At 69.3% G+C, this 18,482-nt stretch carries 16 protein-coding genes, 1 tRNA gene and 1 pseudogene; 13 read left to right on the top strand and 5 right to left on the bottom strand.

Annotation, left to right across the window (positions count from 1 at the left end; all coding sequences use genetic code 11):
* Window positions 1-177 precede the first annotated feature (177 nt).
* The gene (locus ACWCRB_RS43040; RefSeq protein WP_235474982.1) at window positions 178-405 is read left to right on the top strand and encodes a hypothetical protein; all 228 of its coding nucleotides are present in this window, start codon (window positions 178-180) and stop codon (window positions 403-405) included.
* A gap of 6 nt (window positions 406-411) precedes the next feature.
* On the opposite strand, the gene ACWCRB_RS43035 is transcribed toward ACWCRB_RS43040, so the two are convergent.
* Complete coding sequence (locus tag ACWCRB_RS43035) at window positions 412-1,776, bottom strand: ABC1 kinase family protein (protein WP_451001282.1); 1,365 nt, start codon at window positions 1,774-1,776, stop codon at window positions 412-414.
* The gene (locus ACWCRB_RS43030; protein ID WP_451001284.1) at window positions 1,769-2,980 is read right to left on the bottom strand and encodes a TOMM precursor leader peptide-binding protein; all 1,212 of its coding nucleotides are present in this window, start codon (window positions 2,978-2,980) and stop codon (window positions 1,769-1,771) included. The genes ACWCRB_RS43035 and ACWCRB_RS43030 overlap by 8 nt, the downstream gene beginning before the upstream one ends.
* A gap of 338 nt (window positions 2,981-3,318) precedes the next feature.
* Here ACWCRB_RS43030 and ACWCRB_RS43025 point away from each other — a divergent pair, with 338 nt between their 5' ends.
* From ACWCRB_RS43025 to ACWCRB_RS43010, 4 genes are all read left to right on the top strand, one after another.
* Window positions 3,319-3,921: a M48 metallopeptidase family protein gene (locus ACWCRB_RS43025; protein ID WP_389348640.1), complete on the top strand. Its 603-nt coding sequence runs from the start codon at window positions 3,319-3,321 to the stop codon at window positions 3,919-3,921.
* 133 nt (window positions 3,922-4,054) lie between these two features.
* On the top strand, window positions 4,055-5,713 hold the full coding sequence (locus tag ACWCRB_RS43020; protein WP_451001281.1) for a TerD family protein: 1,659 nt from the start codon (window positions 4,055-4,057) through the stop codon (window positions 5,711-5,713).
* Between the two features lie 11 nt (window positions 5,714-5,724).
* Window positions 5,725-6,405, top strand: coding sequence for an AIM24 family protein (locus tag ACWCRB_RS43015; RefSeq protein ID WP_451001280.1), 681 nt, complete (start codon window positions 5,725-5,727; stop codon window positions 6,403-6,405).
* 17 nt (window positions 6,406-6,422) lie between these two features.
* Entirely contained in the window at window positions 6,423-7,178 is a 756-nt protein-coding gene (locus ACWCRB_RS43010) for an AIM24 family protein (RefSeq protein ID WP_451001279.1), read from the top strand.
* 52 nt (window positions 7,179-7,230) lie between these two features.
* Here ACWCRB_RS43010 and ACWCRB_RS43005 read toward each other — a convergent pair whose 3' ends face one another.
* Complete coding sequence (locus ACWCRB_RS43005) at window positions 7,231-7,746, bottom strand: NUDIX hydrolase (protein WP_451001278.1); 516 nt, start codon at window positions 7,744-7,746, stop codon at window positions 7,231-7,233.
* Window positions 7,743-9,146 carry a zinc-dependent metalloprotease gene (locus ACWCRB_RS43000; RefSeq protein WP_451001277.1) on the bottom strand — a complete coding sequence of 468 codons (1,404 nt, stop codon included), beginning with the start codon at window positions 9,144-9,146 and terminating at the stop codon, window positions 7,743-7,745. Before ACWCRB_RS43000 ends, ACWCRB_RS43005 begins: the two co-directional genes overlap by 4 nt.
* Window positions 9,147-9,334: 188 nt before the next feature.
* Between ACWCRB_RS43000 and ACWCRB_RS42995 the strand changes: the two genes are divergently transcribed.
* From ACWCRB_RS42995 to ACWCRB_RS42975, 5 genes and pseudogenes are all read left to right on the top strand, one after another.
* Window positions 9,335-10,447 (top strand): SDR family oxidoreductase, encoded by a 1,113-nt coding sequence (locus ACWCRB_RS42995; RefSeq protein ID WP_235474974.1) that lies wholly within the window; start codon window positions 9,335-9,337, stop codon window positions 10,445-10,447.
* Window positions 10,419-10,574, top strand: a pseudogene (locus ACWCRB_RS42990) (cobyrinate a,c-diamide synthase); the annotation flags it as partial. The gene ACWCRB_RS42995 and the pseudogene ACWCRB_RS42990, both read left to right, overlap by 29 nt.
* Before the next feature lie 31 nt (window positions 10,575-10,605).
* Entirely contained in the window at window positions 10,606-11,067 is a 462-nt protein-coding gene (locus ACWCRB_RS42985; RefSeq protein WP_451001276.1) for a molybdenum cofactor biosynthesis protein MoaE, read from the top strand.
* A gap of 110 nt (window positions 11,068-11,177) precedes the next feature.
* Window positions 11,178-11,336, top strand: coding sequence for a hypothetical protein (locus tag ACWCRB_RS42980; RefSeq protein ID WP_189147013.1), 159 nt, complete (start codon window positions 11,178-11,180; stop codon window positions 11,334-11,336).
* 58 nt (window positions 11,337-11,394) lie between these two features.
* Window positions 11,395-12,489 carry a YlbL family protein gene (locus tag ACWCRB_RS42975; RefSeq protein ID WP_451001275.1) on the top strand — a complete coding sequence of 365 codons (1,095 nt, stop codon included), beginning with the start codon at window positions 11,395-11,397 and terminating at the stop codon, window positions 12,487-12,489.
* A 32-nt stretch (window positions 12,490-12,521) separates the two neighbouring features.
* Here the strand turns inward: ACWCRB_RS42975 and ACWCRB_RS42970 are convergent, their stop codons facing one another.
* On the bottom strand, window positions 12,522-13,064 hold the full coding sequence (locus ACWCRB_RS42970) for a PPA1309 family protein (RefSeq protein ID WP_451001274.1): 543 nt from the start codon (window positions 13,062-13,064) through the stop codon (window positions 12,522-12,524).
* Window positions 13,065-13,228: 164 nt separating this feature from the next.
* On the opposite strand from ACWCRB_RS42970, the gene ACWCRB_RS42965 reads away from it, so the two are divergent.
* From ACWCRB_RS42965 to ACWCRB_RS42955, 3 genes are all read left to right on the top strand, one after another.
* Window positions 13,229-16,195, top strand: a complete 2,967-nt coding sequence (locus ACWCRB_RS42965; RefSeq protein ID WP_451001283.1) for a UPF0182 family membrane protein — start codon at window positions 13,229-13,231, stop codon at window positions 16,193-16,195.
* 72 nt (window positions 16,196-16,267) lie between these two features.
* A tRNA-Met gene (locus ACWCRB_RS42960) sits at window positions 16,268-16,341 on the top strand.
* Between the two features lie 206 nt (window positions 16,342-16,547).
* Complete coding sequence (locus tag ACWCRB_RS42955) at window positions 16,548-18,338, top strand: sel1 repeat family protein (RefSeq protein ID WP_451001273.1); 1,791 nt, start codon at window positions 16,548-16,550, stop codon at window positions 18,336-18,338.
* The last annotated feature ends 144 nt before the right edge of the window (window positions 18,339-18,482 follow it).

Raw genomic sequence — 18,482 nt, 5'->3', positions numbered from 1 at the left:
TTTTTACCGGTTTACACAAACACTTTTTCCTACACCACGATATTCCTAGCTTTAACGACCCCGGAAACTCGGCAGTAACAGCAGGCCCGGCCGGGGGGGGCCGGTCCGTCCGAACGGACCGGCCCCCGCAGTGCGTTGTGCCCGCCGGACCACCGGTCACAGCGATATCGTCGGCTGGTGACGAGTGTTCCCGGCAGCAACGACGTCCCCGGCGGCGGTGACGACAGCGGTTCCTCCACGGAACCCCGCACCGTCGTGTGCGCCCACTGCGGCACGCAGGCCGAGGGCCCGCCGCTGACCTGGACCTGCTCGGTGGAGAACGGCACGCGTCACTACCTCTGCGACACATGCGCCCGGCAGAACCTCAGAGCGATCGAGGGACGGCTGGACTCGGCGTGGTGGTGAGCCGGCTCAGACTCCGGCAGCCGACGCCTCCTCCTCGTCCTCCGGGAGGAAACCCGGTAGCCACTCCTCCAGTTCCGCGCGCATGCGGACCGTCGCCCCCAGTTGGCACAGGACACCGATGGTGCTCAAGGTCACCCGGTGGATCAGCAGATACGACGGGGGCAGGTTGAGCCGCTTGCCCAGTTGGTGTGCGGGGGAGCGCGGGTCGGCTATGCGGGCCGCCTGGTTGCGCATCCAGCCTCGGGTGAAGGTGAACTCGTCCGCCTGCGCCGGTTCGATGATCGGCAGGAGGTAGTCGAGCACGGCGTCGGGGTCCAGGTCGATGGAGTCCTTGACGAAGCCCTCCGCGCAGAGGGTCTCGTAGACCGCTTCGGCCTGGCCGTCCAGGGTCAGTCGCAGTGAGTCGCCGATCGTCGGGGGCAGGCCGCCCGGGAGTCGGTCGACGGTGCCGAAGTCCAGCACACCCAGACGCCAGTCGTCCTTGCCCGCCGGGCCGCCGGGCAGCAGACGGAAGTTGCCGGGATGCGGATCGGCGTGCAGAAGGCCGGTGCGGGCAGGGCCCGAGAAGAGGAACCGGGCCAGCAACTGGCCCGCGCGGTCACGCTGCTCCTGGGTGCCGTCGGTGATCACCTCCGACAGCGGTATGCCGTCGATCCACTCCGTCACCAGGATCTGCTCGCACTGATGGACGACGTCCGGTACCACGACGTCCGGATCGTCCGTGAACTCCGCCGCGTGGGCCCGCTGGGCCTGCGCCTCCAGGCCGTAGTCGAGTTCCTCGGAGACGCGGTCCCGGAGTTCGGCGATGAGGGGCTTGATGTCCATCCCGGGGATGAGGGGGCCCAACAGGCGGGCGAAGCGGCTCAGTTGGTTCAGGTCGGAGAGCAGTGCCTCGCCGGCGCCGGGATACTGCACCTTGACCGCGACCTCGCGTCCGTCGTGCCACACCCCCCGATGCACCTGGCCGATCGAGGCCGCGGCGGACGGCTTCTCCTCGAACTCCAGGAACAGTTCCTGCCAGTCCGCGCCGAGCCGCTTCTCCAGCACCGAGTGCACCGTGCGCGTAGGCATCGGCGGAGCCGCTTCCTGGAGCTTCGTCAGCGCCGCGCGATAAGGGCCCGCGACCTCCTCGGGCAGGGCGGACTCGAAGACGGACAGGGCCTGCCCGAACTTCATCGCGCCGCCCTTCAGCTCGCCGAGGACCTTGAACAGCTGTTCCGCCGTGCGCTGTTGCAGCTCGCGGCCGACGATGTCCGCCGACTCACCGACGATCCGTTTGCCCAGTCCCCAGGTCGCCCGCCCGGCGATGCCGAGCGGGAGCGCGGCGAGCTTGGCGGTACGGGTGACCGCCTTCCGGGGAAGATCAGACATGCGCCCTCCAAGTTCCGGACGGCCGCGTCGCGTGTGCCTTACGGCGTAACCCGGTCGACGGCCGTTGCTCAGCCATTGTCTCGTGCGACTCCCCGTCCTCGGAGGTGTGTTCCCCCTTCTTACTTTTCTCCTCGGCACCGCAGGGACATGCGGGGTGCGCCCAGACAGGGCGGGCGTGCCAGTCGAGCCCGGGGACGGAGACCTCCCAGCGGGCACCCGCCGTGGATGGGTTCCTGCCGTCCAGGAAGGCCAGCGCATGGCTCGCGGTCAGCCCCGCGACCGTCGTCGCCAGGGCCAGGTCGCAGGCCCTGACCTGGCGTGGTCGTGCGGAACGCCACTGCGCGACCAGGCGTGGCCAGACGGCGTCCCGGTCGACGCGCCAGCGGTCCAGACAGCCGGCGCAGGCCGTCTCCCCGGGCAGTACCAGCGGGCCCACGACACCGGTCCCCTCCACGACACCGGCGTACAGATGCGGTGTGCCGGAGGTCACGAGTGGTTCGGCGGCGGCCGGGTCGGGCGCGTGCACGGCGAGGTCGTCGCGCGGGGCGAGGATCACCAGGGAGAAACCGGGGTCGCTCTCACCGGGCGGCGACTGGACCTCCGTACGACGTGGTGCGCGGTCCGGGGCCGCCCGTCGGGCAGCTCGCCGGGCCGACTCGTCCCGGCGTTCGCCGACGGAGTCGGCGGGCAGGCCACCCGGTGCGACGTCCCACGGCTCGACCACGCCACCGTCGCGTACATCGACGTGGCCCACCCCCGCACCCGCCAGCAGTGACGCCACCACCGCGCCCACCCGGCCCGCGCCCCGGACCTGCACGCGCAGTGACCGGCGGGCGGCCAGCCGTGCCATCGCCTCGCCCGGTGCCGGAGCGACCAGGGAGAGGGAGGCAAGATCGGGGCCCAGCCGCTCCAGGACCTTCTTCTTGCCGCGCAGCGTTTCGACGGCCGGGCCGCCGCCCGTCGCGTCGTCGAGGAGGCCGGCCTCGCCCAGTCGCTCCACCAGTCCGTCGACATGATGGGCCGGCAGGTCCATGCGATGCCCTTCCTCATGGAGGCGGGACAGGCCGCGCGTGCCGTCGAGCATGCTCAGGAAGCTGCCCGTCGCTGTGTCCATCGGACCGAGGGTCATGGCGTGTGCGGGTGTCATCCCGAACTGGACGGTGTTCAGATCCCGCCAGCCGCGCCGCAGCGCGGGTTTCATCATCGGGTGGGTGACACGCGGGCGGGTCTCACCCGAGTGGGTCGTGTGCGGCAGCGCGACAGACGTGTCCGGTGTGTCCGACGCAGGCGCGGGTGTGGTGGTTGATCGCATGGCAGGCCCCCGTAGCCAGAGAAAGTCCCCGTTGAAAGTCCCTGTTTGTCGGCGGATGTCGGTGCTCGTTCCGTCGACGAGAGTCAGCATGCCGGGTTTGCTCATCGGGCGTCGAAAGTTGTCCACAGGCGGTGGGTATTCGTCGTACAAATCAAACGCATGGTGGGGGATCGACGCCGAACCGTCCCGGAGTCAAGACTTCCCCCGTGTGCAGCGGGTAACGTCGTGCCGTGCCCGCCGACCCACTGCACCGCGCCGGAAACCCACAGCGCAGTACGACGAGCCAGCCGCCAAGCGGCTCGGGGGCGAGCGCGATCGAGGTTCGCAGGAGTGCCCGGCGACGCCGGACGGTCTCCGCGTACCGCGAGGGCGATCGCACCGTCGTGCTCATCCCGGCCCGGATGTCCGAGGCCGAGGAACAGCGCTGGGTGACTGTCATGCTCGACAAACTGGCCGCCCAGGAGAGCAAACACAAACGCGTGCCCGGGGACAGCGAGCTGGCCGAGCGCGCCGAGCAGCTTTCGGCCCAGTACTTCGACGGCCGCGCCCGGCCCACCTCGGTGCGCTGGGTCACCAACCAGAACACGCGCTGGGGCTCGTGCACCCCGGCCGAGGGCAGCATCCGTCTGTCGCACCGGCTGCAGGGCATGCCCGAGTACGTCGTCGACTACGTCCTCCTCCATGAGCTGGCCCATCTGCTGGTACCCGGACACGGGCCCCGCTTCTGGAGGCTCCTGGACGCCTATCCGCGTACCGAACGGGCCCGCGGCTACCTCGAAGGAGTGGTCGCCGCCGACCGGTTGCCGCATCCGCCCTCCGCGCGCGGGGAGTGATCTCCGGGCGGCGGGCGCATGGTGGTGACGGGGCGTTGTGTACCGGGTTTGTACCGGCCTCGGTCACGGCCGGAATTAGCCGTTAGCCTGACCCGACGCATTCGGCATTCGGGATGGGGGACGGTCGGTACGCATGGCCAGGGAATTCCAGCGCGGCCACAAGGCCAGGATCAGTGATCTCACCGCGGGCACGGATCTGTACGTAGGCGTACAGATCTCCGGACCGGGGCTGACCTTCGACATCAGCTGCTTCGGCCTCGACGCCGACGAGCAGCTCTCGGACGACCGGTACTTCGTCTTCTTCAACCAGCCGAAGTCTCCCGAGGAGTCCATCCAGCTCCTGGGCGCTCAGGCGGGCGACACGGAGTCCTTCCGCGTCACGCTCGACCGGATCCCGCCGCAGATCCAGAAACTGTCGTTCACGGCCACGCTCGACGGCGCCGGGCAGATGTCGCAGATCGCCCCCGGATACGTCCGTATCGTCGCCGGCGGCGAGGAGGTGGCCCGCTACTCCTTCGACGGCTCGGAGTTCTCCACCGAGCGGGCCGTGATGCTCGGCGACTTCTACCTGAAGGACGTATGGCGGTTCGCCGCGGTCGGACAGGGTTTCGACGGCGGCCTCGACGCGCTGCTGAAGAACTTCGGCGGAGAGGTCGCCGAGGAAGAGGCACCCGCTCCGCAACAGCCCCAGTCCGGTGCGGCTCCCGGGTTCGCGCCTCCCGCGTTCGGCGTTCCGGCCCCGGCCGCTCCGCAGCCCGCCGCCCAGGGTTTCGCGCCCCCTCCGGCAGCCCCCGCGCCCCCGGCCCCGGCGCCCGCGCCGTCGATGCACGCGGCTCCCACCATCGTCGCGCCCCTGACACCGCCGGGCGGTGCCCAGGTGCCGCCTCCGGCTCCGGCCCCCGCGCCCTACGGACAGCCGGTACCTCCTCAGGCTCCGCAGCCCCCGCAGGCTCCGTACGGCCAGGTACCCGGCCAGACCGGAACGCTGCCTCCTGGCTACGGCCAGCCGCCCCAGGCCCCGGCCGGTCCTCCCGGTCCTCCCGGCCCTCCCGGCTTCGGTCAGCAGCCGCCGTTCGGGCAGGCCCCCGGCCAGCAGGCCTCCTACGGAGTGCCGCAGGGCGCCGGGCAGAACCCCGGTGTCACAGCCGCGCTCCAGCAGTTCAAGGAGACGCCGACCGGGCAGCGCTGGACACCGCAGAGCAAGAAGCTGATCCGCGTAGACCTGGGCGTCGGCGGCCAGCCCGTGCTGGCCCGGCAGGGCAGCATGGTGCTCTACCAGGGCAAGGTCGACTTCAGCTACAAGGGCGCCGGATTCGCCGGCCGGATCGTCGGCAACGCGACCGGCCAGGAGATGCAGCTGATGCGCTGTACCGGCCAGGGACAGGTGTTCCTCGCCGACAACTCCACCCATCTGCACCCCGTGGAGCTCCAGGGAGACGCGATCTGCGTCTCCGCCGAGAACGTCCTCGCGTTCGACGAGAGCCTCCAGTACGAGGTCCGCCGCGTCGAGGGACACGGCATCCCCGGCGGCGCTCTGTTCACGATGCAGTTCCAGGGCACCGGCACGATCGTCGTGAAGACGCACGGCACGCCCGTGGTGCTCCCCGTCACGCCCACCACGTTCGCCGACTGCAACGCCGTCGTCGCCTGGTCGGCCGCCTCCCAGGTGGTCGTCTCCAGCCAGGTACGGATGCGCCGCAACGCCTACCCCGGCGACACCGGAGAGAGCGTCAACCTCCAGTTCCGAGGCGCGCCCGGAAACTTCATCGTCGTCCAGCCGTACGAGGTCTGAGGGAGCCCGTCATGAACCAGCCGCTCGCGGGCTACGCTCCCGCACCCGTCACCGCCCGCATGGAGAACCACGGCAACCACATGCTGAAGGTCGCCATGCAGACCGGAAACGACCTCCTCGCGCGCGTGGGGTCGATGGTCGCCTACGAAGGCTTCGTCCAGTACGAGCCCAACCCGCCGGCCGTACGCCAGATCGCGCGCGACTGGGCCACCGGCGAGGGCGCGCCCCTGATGAAGTGCTCGGGGGACGGCCTGCTCTATCTCGCCGACTACGGCGCGAACGTGATCGTGATCAACCTCAACGGCGACGGCATCTCCGTCAACGCCACCAACCTGCTCGCCTTCGACGCACACCTCACCTGGGGCGTCGAGCGGGTCAAGGGGCTGGCGAAGTTCGCCGGGCAGGGCCTGTGGAACACCAGGATCTCCGGGCAGGGCTGGGTCGCGCTGACCTCCCGGGGCAAGCCGATCGTCGTCGACTGCGGTGGCGGCGACGACGAGACGTACGTCGACCCGGACGCGCTCGTCGCCTGGTCCCCGAACCTCAAGGTGAAGGGCAAGCGCAGCTTCAAGGCGCAGTCGCTCATCGGCCGGGGCAGTGGCGAGGCCTACCAGATGGCCTTCTCCGGCCAGGGCATCGTCGTCGTCCAGCCCAGCGAGGACAGCACCGACCGTCTCCGGATCCGGGGCTGAGGGGGAGCCAGAACGCCATGCAGAGCCCACTTTTCGCGCACAACGACTCGCAGACCCAGGAACGCTGGAGTCTGCAGAACAAGCAGATGCTCCGGGTCACCCTGGAGGGCCACGACGACATCATCGCCCGCAAGGGCACGATGGTCGCCTACCAGGGCCTGATGGAGTTCGACGCCGAGTACCAGAGCGGCAACCAGAGCCGCTCCCGCGCCCGCACGGGCGAGGGCCTGGACCTGATGCGCTGCCACGGGCAGGGCACGGTCTATCTCGCCAACCTCGCCCAGCACATCCATGTGGTGGACGTGGAACAGGACGGGCTGACGGTCGACAGCAGTTACGTGCTGGCGATGGACTCCGGGCTGCACCACGAGGTCATCGCCGTGGACAGCCTGTACGGCATCTCCGGTTCCGGGAAGTACCAGCTCAACATCACCGGACGCGGCAGGGTCGCCCTGATGACCTCGGGCGCGCCGCTGATGATGCAGGTGACGCCGGACAAGTACGTCAACTGCGACGCCGACGCGATCGTCGCCTGGTCGACCGGACTGCGCGTGCAGATGCAGGCCCAGACGCACACCTCCGGCGTGTGGCGGCGCCGCGGCAACACCGGCGAGGGCTGGGAGCTCAGCTTCATGGGCAGCGGCTACGCGCTGGTCCAGCCCAGCGAGTTGCTGCCGCCGCAGCACGCCCAGATCGGCCAGGGCGCCGCCGCCCAGTTCGGCATGGGGCAGCAGGGAGCCCGAGCGCAGAACCAGGGCAACGCCTGGAGCTAGCCGGAGCGGACGGGTAAGGGGCGACCACCATGGGCGGTCGCCCCTTACCCGTTCACAGTCTGGCGCGCGTCGCTTCCAGCAGTCGTACGACCGAGTCGTCCGCCACGCCCGCCACCTCGCCGTACGGGAACCAGCGTAGGTCCAGGGACTCGTCGCTGATCGCCTCCACGGCTCCCCTCGGAGCCACGGCGGCGTACTGCACGTCCAGGTGCCAGGCACAGGGCGTATGGTGCCGGTCCAGGCGGACCGGAGCGCTCTGGAGCAGCCGCAGCGAGGGGATGCCGGACTCCTCCGTGGCCTCGCGGAGCGCGGCGTCCGCCAGCGTGTTGTCGCTCCGCTCGCAGTGCCCGCCCATCTGGAGCCACATCCGCAGCTTCTTGTGGAGCGTGAGCAGGACCCGCTCACGCTCCGGGTCGATCACCAGAGCGCTGGCCGTGATGTGTCCGTCCTTGCAGTCCTTCCACATCCCGTCGGGATGGCCGTCCAGATGGTCCAGGTAGACCTGACGGAGATCTTTCTGATCCTCATACTTTTCCAGCACCTGGACCGCGTTGCCGTGGAGCGTCACTCGGAGTCGTCGTCCTTCTTCAGGTTCGGCTTGTCGGCGGAGCCGCCCGCCGCCTCGCCGAGCATCTTGTCCAGCTCCGAGAAGTCCAGCTGCTCGCGGTGCACGAAGCCGTCCGGGTCGTCCAGGTCGGAGGCCGTCGGCAGCATGTCCGGGTGAGCCCACAGGCCGTCACGGCCGTCGACACCGCGCGCGTCCGTCAGCGACGCCCACAGGCGCGCGGCGTCGCGCAGCCGGCGCGGGCGCAGCTCCAGGCCGATCAGCGTGGCGAACGTCTGCTCGGCCGGACCGCCCGTGGCACGCCGGCGGCGCAGCGTCTCGCGCAGCGCGTCAGCGGACGTCAGACGGGGCTTCGCGGCCGCGTGGACCACCGCGTCCACCCAGCCTTCCACGAGCGCCAGAGCCGTCTCCAGACGGGCCAGAGCGACCTTCTGCTCCGGGGTGTCCTCCGGCTGGAACATGCCCTGCTGGAGCGCTTCCTGAATCTGCTCCGGGTTCTGCGGGTCGAACTGGCCGACCACGTCCTCCAGCTTGGCCGTGTCGACCTTGATCCCGCGCGCGTAGCCGTCGACCGCGCCGAAGAGGTGCGAGCGCAGCCACGGCACATGGGCGAACAGGCGCTGGTGGGCGGCCTCGCGCAGGGCGAGATACAGCCGCACCTCCTCCTGGGGCACACCCAGGTCCTTGCCGAACGCCTCGATGTTCGCCGGCAACAGCGCGGCCCGGCCCGCCGGGCCCAGCGGCAGACCGATGTCCGTCGAGCCGACGACCTCGCCCGCGAGCACACCGACGGCCTGCCCGATCTGCGTACCGAACATGGCGCCGCCCATGGAGCGCATCATGCCGATCAGCGGGCCCGCCATGGCCTGCATCTCCTCGGGTAGGACATCGCCCATGGCCGCGCCGACACGCTCGGCGACCGGGTCGACCAGCTCCTTCCAGGCGGGCAGGGTCGCCTCGACCCACTCCGCGCGGCTCCACGCCACGGCGGATCCCGCACCGGACGGCAGCGATGTCGCGTCGTCCAGCCACAGGTCCGCCAGCCGGACGGCCTCCTCGACCGCGGTGCGCTCGGCGGGGCCGATGCTGGAGTCCTTGACGCCGTCGGGCGTCCCCTGGGAGACCGTCTGGCGGGCGATCTGCTTGGCCATGTCCCAGTTCACGGGACCGCCCTCGTACGAGAGCATCTGGCCCAGCTGCTGGAACGCCGCGCCCAGGTCGTTGGGGTTCATGGAACCGAACATGGCTGCGAGCGGATTGTCGCCTCCGGGACCGCCGAAGCCGGCAGGTCCGAAACCGAACGGTCCCTGACCACCACCGCTCTGCTGGTCCTTCTTCTTGCCCTCGTCGCCGTTCTCCGGCTCCTCCGGCGGAAGGCCGAATCCGAATGGGGTGTCACTCACGGGATTCCTCGGCTGGTAAGGCCGTCGGCTCTTCGACGGCGGCTGCCCGACAACACCACCCAGCCTAGACACCGCGGCCGGTTGTGGGGCTCGATGCTTCGCCGACTCCTGGCCTGCGGCAGGATGGATGTCACCTGGTACGTACGCGTCACGCGCGTCCTTACTGAAGACAACCGCTGGAGACGCCGGTGAGTTCCCCAGATCCGCAGGTTCGCGCAGCGCGAAACCACTCAACCAACCCGGCCGTACGAGGGCCGGTCGTCGCGGTCACCGGCGCCGCGACCGGCATCGGAGCGCTGCTCACCGAGCGGCTTGCCGCGTCCGAGGAGATCAAGCAGGTCGTCGCCATTGACGAGCGGCGCGGCGAGTGCGCGGCGGCGCAGTGGCACATCCTCGACGTACGGGATCCGGCCATCGCGGAGAAGCTGCGCGGCGCCGACGTCGTCGTACATCTGGCCGTCGATCTGGACCTGGAGACGGACGGAGCCGCCCGAACGGCGTACAACGTGCGCGGGACGCAGACCGTGCTGACGGCTGCCGCCGCGGCCGGGGTCCATCGGGTCGTGCTGTGCACGTCGGCGATGGTCTACGGGGCGCTGCCGGACAACGAACTGCCGCTGGCGGAGGACGCCGAGCTGCGGGCGACCGCCGAGGCGACCGGGGTCGGGGACCTGCTGGAGATCGAGCGGCTCGCCCGGCGCGCGCCGCGGGCGCATCCCGGGCTCAATGTGACGGTCGTGCGGCCCGCGGTGCTCATCGGCGGCACGGACACCGCTCTGACCAGGTACTTCGAGTCGCCTCGGCTGCTTGTCGTGGCCGGGTCGCGGCCCGCGTGGCAGTTCTGTCACGTCGAGGATCTGTGCAGCGCTCTTGAGTACGCGGTGCTGGAGAAGGTCGAAGGGGAGCTTGCCGTCGGGTGCGACGGGTGGCTGGAGCAGGAGGAGGTCGAGGAGCTCAGCGGGATCCGGCGTATGGAGCTGCCGTCCGCTGTCGCTCTGGGGGCCGCTGCCCGGCTGCACCGGATCGGGCTCACGCCCTCTCCGGCCGGGGATCTGGCGTACACGATGTATCCCTGGGTGGTGAGCGGGAGTCGGTTGCACGATGCGGGGTGGCGGCCTCAGTGGAGCAATGAGGAGGTGCTCGCTGAGCTGCTGGAGGAGGTTGCCGGGCGGCATACCGTGGTGGGGCGGCGGCTGGGGCGGAAGGACGCGACTGCGGCGGGGGCTGCGGGGGCGACGGTGGCGTTGTTGGGTGCGGCTGCGGTGGTTCGGCGGGCTCGGAAGGCTCGGCGGCGGATCTGAGGGGTGGGGTGCAGGTGGGGTTTTCTCGCCCCCGCCGCCCCTACCCGTCCCATCCCTGGGGGCTGCCGCCCCCAGACCCACGCTTCGGCCTGAACGGCCTCGTCCTCAAACGCCGGACGGGCTGAAATGACCGCGTCCTGAGATGGCACGATGGGGGTATGGCATCTCTCAGTGATCATCCTGGTGAGCAGGGCGCTTCGGAGCCCATCAAGCTTCTTGCTGTTCGGGATGAGGCGCTCTCTCTGGATGAGGTTTTTCGGGCTGTGGGTGACGACTCCGCCGGGGGGACCGCGCTCTTCGTGGGGACCGTGCGGAATCATGACGGGGGTGCCGATGTCGAGGCGCTCGGCTATTCGTGTCATCCCAGTGCCGAAGCCGAGATGCGGCGTGTCGCCGAGAAGGTCGTCGCCGAGTTTCCGGTGCGGGCGCTCGCCGCTGTGCATCGCGTGGGGGATTTGGGTGTGGGGGATCTGGCTGTTGTCGTCGCCGTGTCCTGTCCTCATCGGGGGGAGGCCTTCGCTGCTTGTCGGAAACTGATCGACGATCTCAAGCACGAAGTGCCCATCTGGAAGCACCAGACGTTCTCCGACGGGACCGAGGAATGGGTCGGCGCCTGCTGAGCCACCCGGCTCCGGTTGCGTAACCGGCCCCCGGGCGTGAGCGTTAACACAGCGGAGGTTAATCTGCTGATCAGTCAGTTGCGGTCACTCTTTGGGGTTGGGAGGTCGGCATGGCAGCGCTCGCCTGGTTGCTGATTCCGCTGGTGGCTGCGATCGGCGCCGGCCTGTGGGGAAGTTGGGCCAACCGGACTCGCAGGACGCGCGGTGACGGGCCCGAACTCGACGGCTACGTACGCTTCCGTGAGGCCATGGAGAAGTCCCGCACCTGAGACACCGCATGGGCGGCCCTGACGGTGCGCCGACAGGACCGTCCCGTACTGTCGTGCCATGCCACGCCGCACCGCGACGATGCTCGCCTCCACCCTGATGCTGATCGCGCTCCTCTGCGCAGGAGTGTTCATCACCGTGCCGTACGCGGAGATGTCGCCGGGGCCGACCGTGAACACACTCGGGGACCACGACGGCGAGCCGGTGCTGCAGATCTCCGGGCGCAAGACCTACCCGACCACCGGGCACCTGAACATGACCACCGTCCGGGTCACCAGCGCCGACTACAACATGAACCTCGTCGAGGCCGTGTACGGGTGGCTCGCGCACGACAACAAGGTCGTGCCGCACGACACGCTCTACCCGGACGGCAAGACCGAGGAGCAGTCGACCCAGGAGAACGCCGAAGAGTTCAGTCAGTCCCAGGAGAGCGCCAAGGTCGCGGCCCTCAAGGAGCTCGACGTTCCGGTGCAGTCCTGGGTGATTGTCTCCACTGTGTTGAAGGGCTCCCCGGCCGAAGGGGAACTGCACGCCGGTGATGTCATCAAGGCCGTCGACGGTACGACCGTCAAGGAGCCCGCCGACGTCGCCAAGCTGGTGACCAAGCACAAGGCCGGCGAGAAGGTCGTCTTCACCGTCGTGCCCGCCGCGGAGCAGGCCGCCGCCGAGAAGGCGAACCGGGCGGCCACCAAGACGCAGGACATCACCATCACGACCACCAAGTCCGACGACAGCGGCACCGAGCGAGCCATCGTCGGGATCTCCGCCGGGACCGACCACACCTTCCCGTTCACCATCGACATCAAGCTCGCCGATGTCGGGGGCCCGAGTGCCGGGCTGATGTTCGCCCTCGGTATCTACGACAAGCTGACGTCCGGGAGCCTCACCGGCGGCAAGTTCGTGGCCGGCACCGGCACCATCGACGACGACGGCAAGGTCGGTCCCATCGGCGGGATCGAGATGAAGACCGTCGGCGCGCGGGACAAGGGGGCCCAGTACTTCCTGACACCCGCCGACAACTGCGCGGCCGCCGCCAAGGACACCCCCGAGGGGCTCACGCTCGTCAAGGTGGGCACCATTGGCGACGCGTTGAGTGCCCTCAAAGACATCCGCTCCGGCGACACCGGCGATCTGCCGAAGTGCAGCACCGAGTGAGCAGTCCGTAGGACTGCTCACTCGCTCCTTCGCTACTCCGCGAACGTCGCCGACAGGGCCTCCGCCAGGCCCGGTACCAGACCGGAGCCCGTGAGCACCTCCGTCGCCGCGTCCTTCTCGCGCAGACGCACCGCCGAGTCCCGGGTGCCGTCGCGCAGGACCGCGACAGTCATCCGGACCTCCTGCCGGTCCGGATGCGCGGCGACCCAGGCCGTCAGCTTCTTGTCGCTGAGCCCCTGCGGAACCGACGCCTCCGCGGACGGCGGCAGCATCAGGCGCTCGACGGTGAGCGCGCAGCCGACCACCGCGTCCGGCCAGGCGATGGTGGCGAGGAACTCGTCCAGCGGCTTGCCCGCCGGGATCTCGTCCTGCTCGATCGGGGTGAGACCGGCGGCCTCCTGCTCGTCGGTCAGGCCGAGCTGGGCCGCGAGAGACGGCTCCTGGACCTTCAGCCGGGCGGTGTCTACTAGGGCGAAGAGCCTGGCCGGCTGGTCCCAGCCGAGGCCGGAGACGTACTCGTCGATCTCGAGTACGGCCCGGGTGAGCGGGTTCGCCGCCATGGGAGTGTTGGACATGGTCACAATCCTGCCTCGTTCATGGCCCGAACCGGGAACCGAGTAAAGCGTGAGTAAGTTGCATAGGTGAGGCCTCTACGATCACGAGGCCTGACGGATGGTCCGCGATCACGGGGGCCTGACGGACCGACAGCGACTTTTGAGGTGCCACCTTGGCTTTCCAGATGCCGGACCGCGGCGGAGGCCCGCAGGGGCCACGGATCAGAGTGGGCCGCCCGTCCCGGCGCGTCCGGACCCTGCTCATGACGCTGGGCGTCCTTGCCGTACTCGGCATGGCGTTCGTCATGTTCGCGGGTTTCTGGACGGACTGGCTCTGGTACCGCTCGGTCAACTACTCGTCGGTCTTCACGACCACGCTGTGGACCAAGATCGGACTTTTCTTCGTCTTCGGTCTGCTGATGGCGACCGCGATCGGTGTGAACATCTGGCTGGCGCACCGGCTGCGTCCGCCGCTGAGCGCCATGTCGATGGAGCAGCAGAGCCTCGACCGGTACCGCATGGGCATCGCCCCGTACAAGAAGTGGCTGCTGCTCGGCATCACCGCCCTGGTCGGCCTCATCGCGGGCGCCTCGGCGTCCGGGCAGTGGCGGACCTGGCTGATGTGGGTCAACGGAGTGTCCTTCGGACAGAAGGACCCCCAGTTCGGTCTGGACGTGTCCTTCTACGCCTTCGACCTGCCCTGGTACCGCTTCCTGCTGGGCTTCGGCTTCGCGACCACGATCCTCTCCCTGATCGCGGCGGCCCTGACCCACTACCTGTACGGCGGGCTGCGCGTCACCAGCCCGGGAGCCCGTGCCACGTCTGCGGCGACCGGGCATCTGTCCGTGCTGCTGGGCCTCTTCGTAGCCCTGAAGGCGGTCGCGTACTGGCTCGACCGGTACGGCCTCGCGGTGAAGTCGAGCGACTTCAAGGCGACCGGCAACTGGACGGGTCTGCGGTACGTCGACGCCAACGCCTATCTGCCGGCCAAGACGATCCTGTTCTGCATCGCGATCATCTGCTCGCTGCTGTTCTTCGCGACGCTCTGGCGGCGCACCTGGCAGCTGCCCGTCATCGGCTTCGGACTGATGGTCCTCTCGGCCATCCTCATCGGCGGGCTGTACCCGGCGATCGTGCAGAAGTTCCAGGTCCAGCCGAACGAGCAGGCCAAGGAAGCGCCGTACGTCACCAAGAACCTCAAGGCGACGCGCGAGGCGTACGGCATCGACGACGCCAAGGTCAGCGAGTACGCCGGCCGCAGCGACACCGAGGACAAGACCACGCTGCGTGACGACGTCGACGCGACGGCGAGCATCCGCATCGTCGACCCGAACATCGTGTCGCCGACGTTCCAGCAGCTCCAGCAGATGAGGAACTACTACGCGTTCCCGACCAACCTCGACGTCGACCGCTACAGCAAGGACGGCAAGGAGCAGGACACGGTCATCGGTCTGCGTGAGCTGAACCTCAACGGCATTCCGAAGAACAACTGGATCAACGACCACTTCCGCTACACGCACGGTTTCGGTGTGGTCGCGGCCAAGGGCACCACGGCCGACGCCGAGGGCCGCCCGGTCTTCACCGAGTCCGACCTGCCGTCCACGGGTGACCTCGGGACGTACCAGCAGCGGATCTACTACGGCGAGAAGACCAGCCAGTACTCGATCGTCGGCGGTCCCCAGAAGGAGATCGACTACTCCGACGACACCGGTGAGAAGACCACCAGCTACAAGGGGAAGAGCGGCGTCAACCTCTCCAACCCGATAAACCGTGCCGCGTACGCCGTCGCGTTCAGCGAGCCGCAGATCCTCTACTCCGGTGCCATCGGCGAGGGTTCGCGGATTCTGTACAACCGCACGCCCAAGGAGCGCGTCGAGGCGGTCGCGCCCTGGCTGACCATCGACGGTGACGCCTACCCGGCCGTCGTCGACGGTGAGATCCAGTGGATCGTCGACGCCTACACGACGACGAACGGCTATCCGTACGCCTCCCGCACCACCCTGGGCGACACGACGGCCGACTCGCTCACCGCCAACAACAACCAGCGCGCTGTGGTGGCCCAGCAGAACCAGGTCAACTACATCCGCAACTCGGTGAAGGCGACCGTCGACGCGTACACCGGTGAGGTCAAGCTCTACCAGTGGGACACCAAGGACCCGGTTCTGAAGACCTGGATGAAGGCCTTCCCGAACACGGTCGAGCCGAAGAGCGACATCTCGGCCTCGCTGATGGCCCATCTCCGGTACCCGCAGGACCTGTTCAAGGTCCAGCGCGAACTGCTCACCCGCTATCACGTGGCGGACGCCGAGACGTTCCTCAGCGGCTCCGAGGTGTGGCAGGTGCCGGACGACCCGAGCAACAAGTCGGGCGACGCGGTGCCGCCGTACTACCTGAGCATGAAGATGCCCGACCAGCAGGCGCAGGCGTTCTCCCTGACGACGACGTTCACGCCGAACGGCCGGGACAACCTCAGTGCCTTCATGTCGGTCAACGCCGAGGCGGGGACGAGTGATTACGGCACGATCAGAATCCTGAAACTGCCGACGAGCAGAACCGTCGACGGGCCCAAACAGGTCCAGAGCCAGTTCAACTCCGAACAGGACATCGCCGAGTCCATCAGGCTGCTGAGAGGCGGCGACTCGGAGATCGAGTACGGCAACCTGCTGACGGTGCCGCTCGACGGAGGCCTGCTCTACGTGGAGCCCGTCTACGTCCGCGGCAGCGGCCTCAAGTACCCGCTGTTGCGCAAGGTGTTGGTGACCTACGGCGGTCAGACCGCCTTCGAGGACACGCTCGACGCCGCGCTCAACAAGGTCTTCGGGGCGGAGGGCACGACGACCGAGCCACCGGACGACGGCGGTGGTACGACGACACCGCCTACGGCCGAGGATCCGACGGTCCAAGAGGCACTCAACGATGCCCAAAAGGCCTTCGACGACGGCCAGGCGGCCCTCAAGAAGGGCGACTGGGAGGCGTACGGCAAGGCACAGGCGGCCCTTGAGGACGCGCTCCAGCGGGCCGAGGAAGCCCAGGCCGACGCGGACAAGGCAGGGAGTGGGAGCGGTGCCGGGAGCGGGTCCTCCGCCAGCGCCAGCCCCAGTGCCGGCAGCTCGCCAAGCAGCAGTCCCAGCAGTAGTCCAAGTAGCGGTTAGTGCTGGTCGGAGGCCCTGTTGAGGCAGTGGCCTCCGCCCCTCCCGCGCCGTGGTACGGTTGCAACACAACGGCGCGGGGTGGAGCAGCTCGGTAGCTCGCTGGGCTCATAACCCAGAGGTCGCAGGTTCAAATCCTGTCCCCGCTACTGATTGCGAAGGCCCGGATCCTCCAAGGATCCGGGCCTTCGTGGTGTGCGAACGCATGTGCCGACCTGGTGAAGGCCGCGTCTTCCCGGGGCAGTTGAAGGGAACTGTGTTTGACTTGTCTCTCTGTGGGCATGTCGACAAAACGCTGTAGAGACCTCACTGACTGCGGTATACCAGGTGTACCCAGGTTGCAGGTGGTGCGACGATGGACGTTATGGGGGACAAGGCAACTCTGTTGGAGACAGGGCGATTTGTGCAGCCTTCCGACCGGGACGAAACCGGCGAGGCGGTAGAAGAGGCACGTCAACGGCTCGCCGCCGAAGCCGGCGATGTCGAGGCGATGAGCGTCCTCGGAGCCATGCTGCTGCGCCGTGGTGATCTCGACGGAGCCGAGCCTCAGCTGCGTGCCGCCACCGCGGCCGGTGACCGTGCCGCCGCCAACAACCTCGGTGTCCTCCTCCACCAGCGCGGGTACGCCGACGACGCCGCCGGCTGGTGGCGGATCGCCGCCGTCGCCGGCTCCGCCCCCGCCGCGCACGCGCTCGGCCGCCACCACCGTGAGCGCGGCGACGAGCCGGCCGCCGAGTACTGGCTGCGCCAGTCCGCCGAGCAGGGGCATGTGCTGGGCGCGTACGCGCTCGCCGATCTGCTGGAGCACCGCGGGGACGCGGCCACCGGGCAGTGGATGCGGGTCGCCGCCGAGCGGGGACATCGGGAGGCCGCTTATCGGCTGGCCCGTGCGCTGGACCGGAAGGCCGCGGAGGGTGCCGAGGGGGATGCGGGTGACAGTGCCGGAGAGGTCGAGCAGTGGTATCGGCAGGCTGCCGCTCGGGGGCATCAGCGGGCCGCGCTGCATCTCGGGGCCATTCTGGAGAAGCGCGGTGAACTCAAGGAGGCCGGGCGCTGGTATCTGACGTCCGCCAAGGACGGCGAGGCCCGGGCCGCCTGCGCGCTCGGGTTCCTGCTGCGGGACGCGGGGGACACCGAGAGCGCTGCCGTGTGGTGGCTGCGGGCCGCCCAGGACGGGGACGGCAACGCCGCCAACGCGCTGGGCGCGCTGCACGCCGAGCGCGGTGAGACCCAGACCGCCGAGCGGTGGTACCGCGCTGCCATGGACGCGGGGGATGTCAACGGCGCGTACAACCTCGGTCTGCTCTGCGCCGAGCAGGCGCGTACCGCGCAGGCCGAGCAGTGGTACCGGCGGGCCGCGTACGCCGGGCACCGTGAGGCCGCCAACGCGCTCGCCATTCTGCTGCTGCAGGGCGGGGACACGTCGGGGGCCGAGCCGTGGTTCTCCAAGGCGGCCGAGGCGGGGAGCGTGGACGCCGCCTTCAACCTCGGGATCCTGTACGCCGGGCGCGGTGAGGACGATGCCGCGCTGGGGTGGTACGAGCGTGCCGCGGGCGCCGGGCACACCGAGGCGGCGCTTCAGGTCGGTACCGCGCGGCTGCGGGACGGGGACGAGCGGGACGCGGAGCGGTATCTGCGGTGTGCGGCGGGTGGGGGGAGCCCCGAGGCGGCCTATCGGCTGGCCGCGGTGCTCGACGCCCGGCGTCCGCCGACGCCGGCGCATGAGCTTGGTGAGATCGCGCACGAGAAGACCGAGTGCGAGGAGTGGTACGAGCGGGCGGCTTCTCAGGGGCATCGGCGGGCGCAGGTGCGGGTGGGGATGCTGGCGTCGGCTCGGGGGGACGTGGTGGAGGCGGCCCGGTGGTACCGGGCGGCGGCTGAGGCCGGTTCTCGAAACGGGGCGTTCAACCTGGGGCTGTTGCTGGCTCGGGAGGGGAGTGAGCCCGAGGCGGCTGTGTGGTGGGCTCGGGCGGCTGAGGCGGGGCATGGGCGGGCGGCGTTGAGGTTGGCGCTGGTGTATGCGCGGCGGGGGGAGTTGGCGGAGGGGCAGCGGTGGGCTGATCTTGCGGTTTCTCTTGGGCCGGCGGAAGTCGCTGAGCGGGCGGCTCGGTTGCGGGATGCGTTGCGGGAGGAGCTGTCCGCTTGAGCGGGGGTGGGGGTGGGCGTTGGGTTTTGCTCGCCCCCGCCGCCCCTACCCTGGCCGCCGGGCGACCGGACGCGTACGAGCGCGCCTGGGCCCGGCTGACCCGGCGCCATCGACTGCTGACCGGAGCCCTGCTGACCGCCGGCC

The organism is Streptomyces sp. NPDC002156 (assembly GCF_053593675.1).
This window is presented reverse-complemented; position numbering and strand designations above follow the sequence as displayed.

What these genes read in the sequence shown, in the direction of transcription:
- ACWCRB_RS43035 (WP_451001282.1), bottom strand. Translation starts at nt 1,776, where the DNA reads ATGTCTGATCTTCCCCGGAAGGCGGTCACCCGTACCGCCAAGCTCGCC.
- ACWCRB_RS43030 (WP_451001284.1), bottom strand. Translation starts at nt 2,980, where the DNA reads ATGATGAAACCCGCGCTGCGGCGCGGCTGGCGGGATCTGAACACCGTC.
- ACWCRB_RS43020 (WP_451001281.1), top strand. Translation starts at nt 4,055, where the DNA reads ATGGCCAGGGAATTCCAGCGCGGCCACAAGGCCAGGATCAGTGATCTC.
- ACWCRB_RS43015 (WP_451001280.1), top strand. Translation starts at nt 5,725, where the DNA reads ATGAACCAGCCGCTCGCGGGCTACGCTCCCGCACCCGTCACCGCCCGC.
- ACWCRB_RS43010 (WP_451001279.1), top strand. Translation starts at nt 6,423, where the DNA reads ATGCAGAGCCCACTTTTCGCGCACAACGACTCGCAGACCCAGGAACGC.
- ACWCRB_RS42985 (WP_451001276.1), top strand. Translation starts at nt 10,606, where the DNA reads ATGGCATCTCTCAGTGATCATCCTGGTGAGCAGGGCGCTTCGGAGCCC.
- ACWCRB_RS42980 (WP_189147013.1), top strand. Translation starts at nt 11,178, where the DNA reads ATGGCAGCGCTCGCCTGGTTGCTGATTCCGCTGGTGGCTGCGATCGGC.
- ACWCRB_RS42975 (WP_451001275.1), top strand. Translation starts at nt 11,395, where the DNA reads ATGCCACGCCGCACCGCGACGATGCTCGCCTCCACCCTGATGCTGATC.
- ACWCRB_RS42970 (WP_451001274.1), bottom strand. Translation starts at nt 13,064, where the DNA reads ATGTCCAACACTCCCATGGCGGCGAACCCGCTCACCCGGGCCGTACTC.
- ACWCRB_RS42965 (WP_451001283.1), top strand. Translation starts at nt 13,229, where the DNA reads ATGCCGGACCGCGGCGGAGGCCCGCAGGGGCCACGGATCAGAGTGGGC.
- ACWCRB_RS42955 (WP_451001273.1), top strand. Translation starts at nt 16,548, where the DNA reads ATGGACGTTATGGGGGACAAGGCAACTCTGTTGGAGACAGGGCGATTT.